The sequence below is a fragment of the Shewanella sp. 11B5 genome (genome assembly GCF_002836795.1).
GTDB classification, from domain to species: domain Bacteria; phylum Pseudomonadota; class Gammaproteobacteria; order Enterobacterales; family Shewanellaceae; genus Shewanella; species Shewanella frigidimarina.
In genome coordinates, this window is the sequence record NZ_PJAP01000466.1 from 1 (window position 1) to 4,583 (window position 4,583).

The 4,583-nt window shown below is 40.1% G+C and carries 5 protein-coding genes; 3 read left to right on the forward strand and 2 right to left on the reverse strand.

What is annotated here, in order from left to right; translation table 11 throughout:
- Window positions 1–522, reverse strand: a 522-nt coding sequence (upp, locus tag CXF78_RS10840) for a uracil phosphoribosyltransferase (RefSeq protein ID WP_102036781.1), incomplete at its 3' end; no start/stop codon positions are given.
- 241 nt (window positions 523–763) lie between these two features.
- On the opposite strand from upp, the gene purM reads away from it, so the two are divergent.
- Window positions 764–1,801: a phosphoribosylformylglycinamidine cyclo-ligase gene (gene purM, locus CXF78_RS10845; protein ID WP_011636925.1), complete on the forward strand. Its 1,038-nt coding sequence runs from the start codon at window positions 764–766 to the stop codon at window positions 1,799–1,801.
- Entirely contained in the window at window positions 1,801–2,445 is a 645-nt protein-coding gene (purN, locus tag CXF78_RS10850) for a phosphoribosylglycinamide formyltransferase (protein WP_011636924.1), read from the forward strand. Before purM ends, purN begins: the two co-directional genes overlap by 1 nt.
- Before the next feature lie 86 nt (window positions 2,446–2,531).
- Here purN and cysB read toward each other — a convergent pair whose 3' ends face one another.
- Window positions 2,532–3,509, reverse strand: a complete 978-nt coding sequence (cysB, locus tag CXF78_RS10855) for an HTH-type transcriptional regulator CysB (protein WP_102036782.1) — start codon at window positions 3,507–3,509, stop codon at window positions 2,532–2,534.
- A gap of 389 nt (window positions 3,510–3,898) precedes the next feature.
- Between cysB and CXF78_RS10860 the strand changes: the two genes are divergently transcribed.
- Window positions 3,899–4,583: hypothetical protein (locus CXF78_RS10860; protein ID WP_102036783.1), on the forward strand; the 685-nt coding region annotated here is incomplete at its 3' end.

Consider the following 4,583-nt stretch of genomic DNA (forward strand, 5'->3'; position numbering starts at 1 on the left):
AGGATGAGCTAATTCAAGTGCTTTAATGCCTTCTGGCGCGGCAACCAAAACTAACGCTTTAATTGAAGTACAACCGCGTTTTTTCAGCAGGTCGATAGTCGCAATCATTGAACCGCCAGTTGCTAACATCGGGTCAACCACTAAAGCGATACGCTCATCTACATTACTGACTATTTTTTCAAAGTAAGGTACTGGTTGTAATGTTTCTTCATCACGATAAATACCCACTACAGAAATACGCGCACTGGGTAAATGCTCAAGAACGCCATCCATCATGCCTAAACCGGCACGTAAAATAGGCACTACAGTTACTTTCTTACCTTTAAGCTGCTCAATAGTAACAGGGCCATTCCAACCTTCAATTGTCACCGTTTCAGTTTCAAAATCAGCGGTAGCTTCGTAGGTTAATAAACTGCCAACTTCAGTGGCGAGTTCACGAAATCGTTTGGTGCTGATATCCGCTTCACGCATTAAACCAACTTTATGACGAACCAGAGGATGCTTTACTTCAACGACTTTCATTTCTTTCTCCTAGATTTCTGACTATTTCAGGCAAATTTGATAAATGTTAGTCGATTTATCCTCTCTATAAAACATAAAGTTTCAAAATTGCAGTAAATCGTGACCTAAACCAATAAAAAATAGGCAATTCATCGTTTTCTTTATAGGATAAAGTAAAAACATGGCTTCCGACTAGCAGCACAAACTGGTAGAATATTGCCGCATAAAATTCCATAAAACGATGTACCCTAGAGGATCCTCCGTGACCACTCCTACCCCCCTAAGTTACAAAGACGCCGGCGTTGATATCGATGCAGGAAATGCGTTAGTAAACAACATTAAATCTGCGGTAAAACGCACTCGCCGTCCAGAAGTTATGGGCAATTTAGGTGGTTTTGGCGCATTATGCGAATTACCAACTAAATACAAACATCCTGTACTGGTTTCTGGCACAGATGGCGTTGGCACAAAATTAAGATTAGCCATTGATTACAAAAAGCATGACACCGTCGGTGTTGATTTAGTTGCTATGTGTGTCAACGATCTGATTGTTTCTGGCGCAGAACCGCTTTTCTTCCTTGATTACTACGCGACAGGTAAGCTTGATGTTGAAACAGCGACTTCAGTTGTTAGCGGCATTGCAGAAGGTTGTTTCCAATCTGGTTGCGCATTAATCGGTGGTGAAACGGCTGAAATGCCAGGCATGTACGAAGGTGAAGATTACGACCTTGCCGGATTCTGTGTTGGTGTTGTTGAAAAAGCAGACATCATTGATGGCACTAAAGTTAAAGCGGGTGACTCACTCATAGCGCTTGCTTCAAGTGGTCCTCATTCAAATGGTTACTCGTTAATCCGAAAAGTATTAGAAGTCAGCAAAGCAGACCCTCAGCAAGATCTTGCTGGAAAGCCTTTAATTGACCATTTATTAGAGCCAACAAGAATTTATGTTAAGCCTTTATTGAAACTGATTGAACAATCAGACATTCACGCTATGGCGCACATTACCGGTGGTGGATTCTGGGAAAATATCCCACGAGTACTGCCTGATGATTGCAAAGCTGTAGTCAAGGGTGACTCTTGGAAATGGCCAGTAGTGTTTGATTGGCTAATGACAAACGGTAATATTGCACAGCATGAAATGTTCCTAACATTTAACTGTGGTGTAGGTATGGTTATTGCGCTGCCAACAGAGAAAGTTGATGCTGCGTTAGCATTATTAACAGCTGAAGGCGAAAATGCTTGGTTGATAGGTGAAATTGCTACTCGTCAAGGTGACGAAGAGCAAGTGGAGATCATCTAATGAGTCAAAGCTGTCGAGTTGTGGTACTGATTTCCGGTAATGGCAGTAATCTTCAAGCTATTATTGATGGCTGTGACGATAACTTAAAAGCTGCCGTTGTTGGTGTGATTAGTAACAAACCGGATGCTTATGGGTTAATTCGCGCTCATCAAAGCGAGATTGATACCAGTTGTGTTATTCCTTATGCCAATGAAGTACGCAGTGATTATGATGCGCGTTTATTGAAATCAATTGAAAAATACCAACCGGATCTCATTATTCTTGCGGGTTTTATGCGAATTTTGACAGATGATTTTGTCAGTCATTTTCTAGGGAAAATGATTAACATTCATCCATCATTATTGCCTAAGTATACAGGGCTTCACACGCATCAACGGGCTATCGATGCTGGAGACAAAAAGCATGGCGCTAGCGTGCACTTTGTTATCCCTGAGCTCGATGCTGGACCCGTAATATTACAAGCTAAAGTCCCTATTTACCCAGAAGATGATGCTGAAGCATTAGCAGAGCGTGTTCATGAACAAGAACATGCCATTTATCCTCTGGTGGTAAAATGGTTCAGCTTAGGTCGTTTAGCGATGACCGATGGTAAAGCTTATTTAGATGGCGAGCTAATTGGGCCATCTGGTTACGCACCAGATTAACACCAATTACTAAGCCTTTAAATTAAACAAAAAACCTCGCAGATTCGCGAGGTTTTTTATGTAATAAGCATTATCGATATAGGGTACTAACGTACTGGTAATGTCATGTCGGCAAACATTTCATCAATCAATTGCTGATCTCGAAGCGCGACAGCTTTTTCTACTACATCGCGAGTTAAGTGCGGTGCAAAATGTCGCATAAAGTCATACATGTAACTGCGTAAAAAGCTACCACGTCTAAAGCCGATTTTGGTTGTACTATGAGCAAACAGATGGCTTGCATCAATCGCCACTAAATCTTTATCAACAGCCGGATCGATTGCCATAGAAGCAATAACCCCTACCCCTAATCCTAAACGTACATAGGTTTTAAGTACATCAGCACTGGTTGCACTAAACACCACTCGAGGATCAAGATCTGCACGCTTAAATGACTTTTCAATTTCAGAGGCTTTATCAAAACCAAACACATAAGTTACTAGCGGAAACTTAGCCAAATCTTCAATGCTAATTTTTGTCGATTGAGTCGCGAGTGGATGGTCACTGGTCACAACAATTGAGCGATTCCAATGATAACAAGGCAACATAATTAAATCGGTATACAAGTGCATAGCTTCGGTTGCAATGGCAAAATCAGCATCACCTCTAGCGGCTTGTTCACTAATTTGTGACGGCGTGCCTTGGTGCATATGCAGATTGACTTTGGGATATCGCTTAATGAACTCTTTAATAATTTGTGGCAAAGCATATCGAGCCTGAGTATCAGTGGTGGTAATATTTAAATCCCCCTGATTAGGCTGAGTATATTCTTCAGACACCTTTTTAATGCTATCGACCTTTCCAAGTATATCATTTGCAATATCAATAACTTGCTGCCCAGCAGGTGTTACGTGAGTCAAGTGTTTACCACTTCGACCAAATATTTGAATACCTAATTCATCTTCTAGCATTCTAACTTGCTTACTAATGCCAGGTTGTGAGGTATAGAGGTTCTCAGCCGTTGATGACACATTTAGGTTGTGTTTTACAACCTCTGCAATATATCTAAGTTGTTGCAGCTTCATGGTTTTATCCTTGATTTAACCAACACTCATCAGCAAAATATGCAAACAAGAACAAATCGGTCGTTGTCTTACATGAGAAGAACAAACGTTCAACTATAATAAAACGTTATATGACAATTGAAATGTAATATAAATAGTAATAACGAGCAAGCAAAAATCGCTCGTTACTTAATTGACTTAGCTTTTGATAAACATCATGGCTCAAATGTTTAATGATTTATCAACAAAACGACTTATTATTCAACGACAGCCGCGATAACATACGCTAAGATATAGAATCATTTTGATGAAGTTTTATTGCAACGATTTATTCCAGCATCAAAATAACTTTTAGCCATTGTCGTTTGGCTATATTTACCATGAGATATGAAAGATAAAATGGAACCTTTATGTCCTTAATTTTGGTATTAATTCTTATTGGTGCATTATTATTGCTGATTATCGGCTTTAGTATTGTCCAACAACAAAAAGAGCGAGCAGAAGCTGAACGTCGAGTAGAAGCATCTCGCCAGCGCGCCATCATAGATGAAACTGATGCCGTATTATCCAACACTGGCATGACCCCATCTTCTAGCCACATTATGTTAGTACTATATCGACGCATTCAAGATGCTTTAGAACAATCTGTTGTCCATGCATCAGGCCAATTAAAATCGGATTATGAGCGTCGCCTAGGTGACATTAAAATGCAAATAGCCACAGTGTCTAATTCACCAAGCCAAGTCCCTGCGATTGAGAACTTTCGTTTACCTGATAATGATAGGCAAGTTTTAGAATTAGTAAAAACACTTAAGAAGCTCAAAGCCATTTTACGTGCTGAACATAATAAGGGAAAAGTGGATCCGTCTATTTTTGCACAAGAAGAAATGCGTATCGACAATCTGCAATTAAGAATTAATGTTGATTCTATGATTAGCCGAGCTCGTGCAGCTTGCTTTATGAAGCAGTACGGTTCTAGTAAACAAATGGTCACAAAAGCATTAAACACGCTCCACACGATTAAAGCGCAGACGCCCAATGATCCTTTTATTGCTCGTAAAGTCGATGAAGCTAAGCAGTTACTCGATGAAATCA

Bases quoted from the DNA above. Each gene is read 5' to 3' on its own strand.
- purN (WP_011636924.1), top strand. From the start codon at position 1,801: ATGAGTCAAAGCTGTCGAGTTGTGGTACTGATTTCCGGTAATGGCAGT.
- cysB (WP_102036782.1), bottom strand. From the start codon at position 3,509: ATGAAGCTGCAACAACTTAGATATATTGCAGAGGTTGTAAAACACAAC.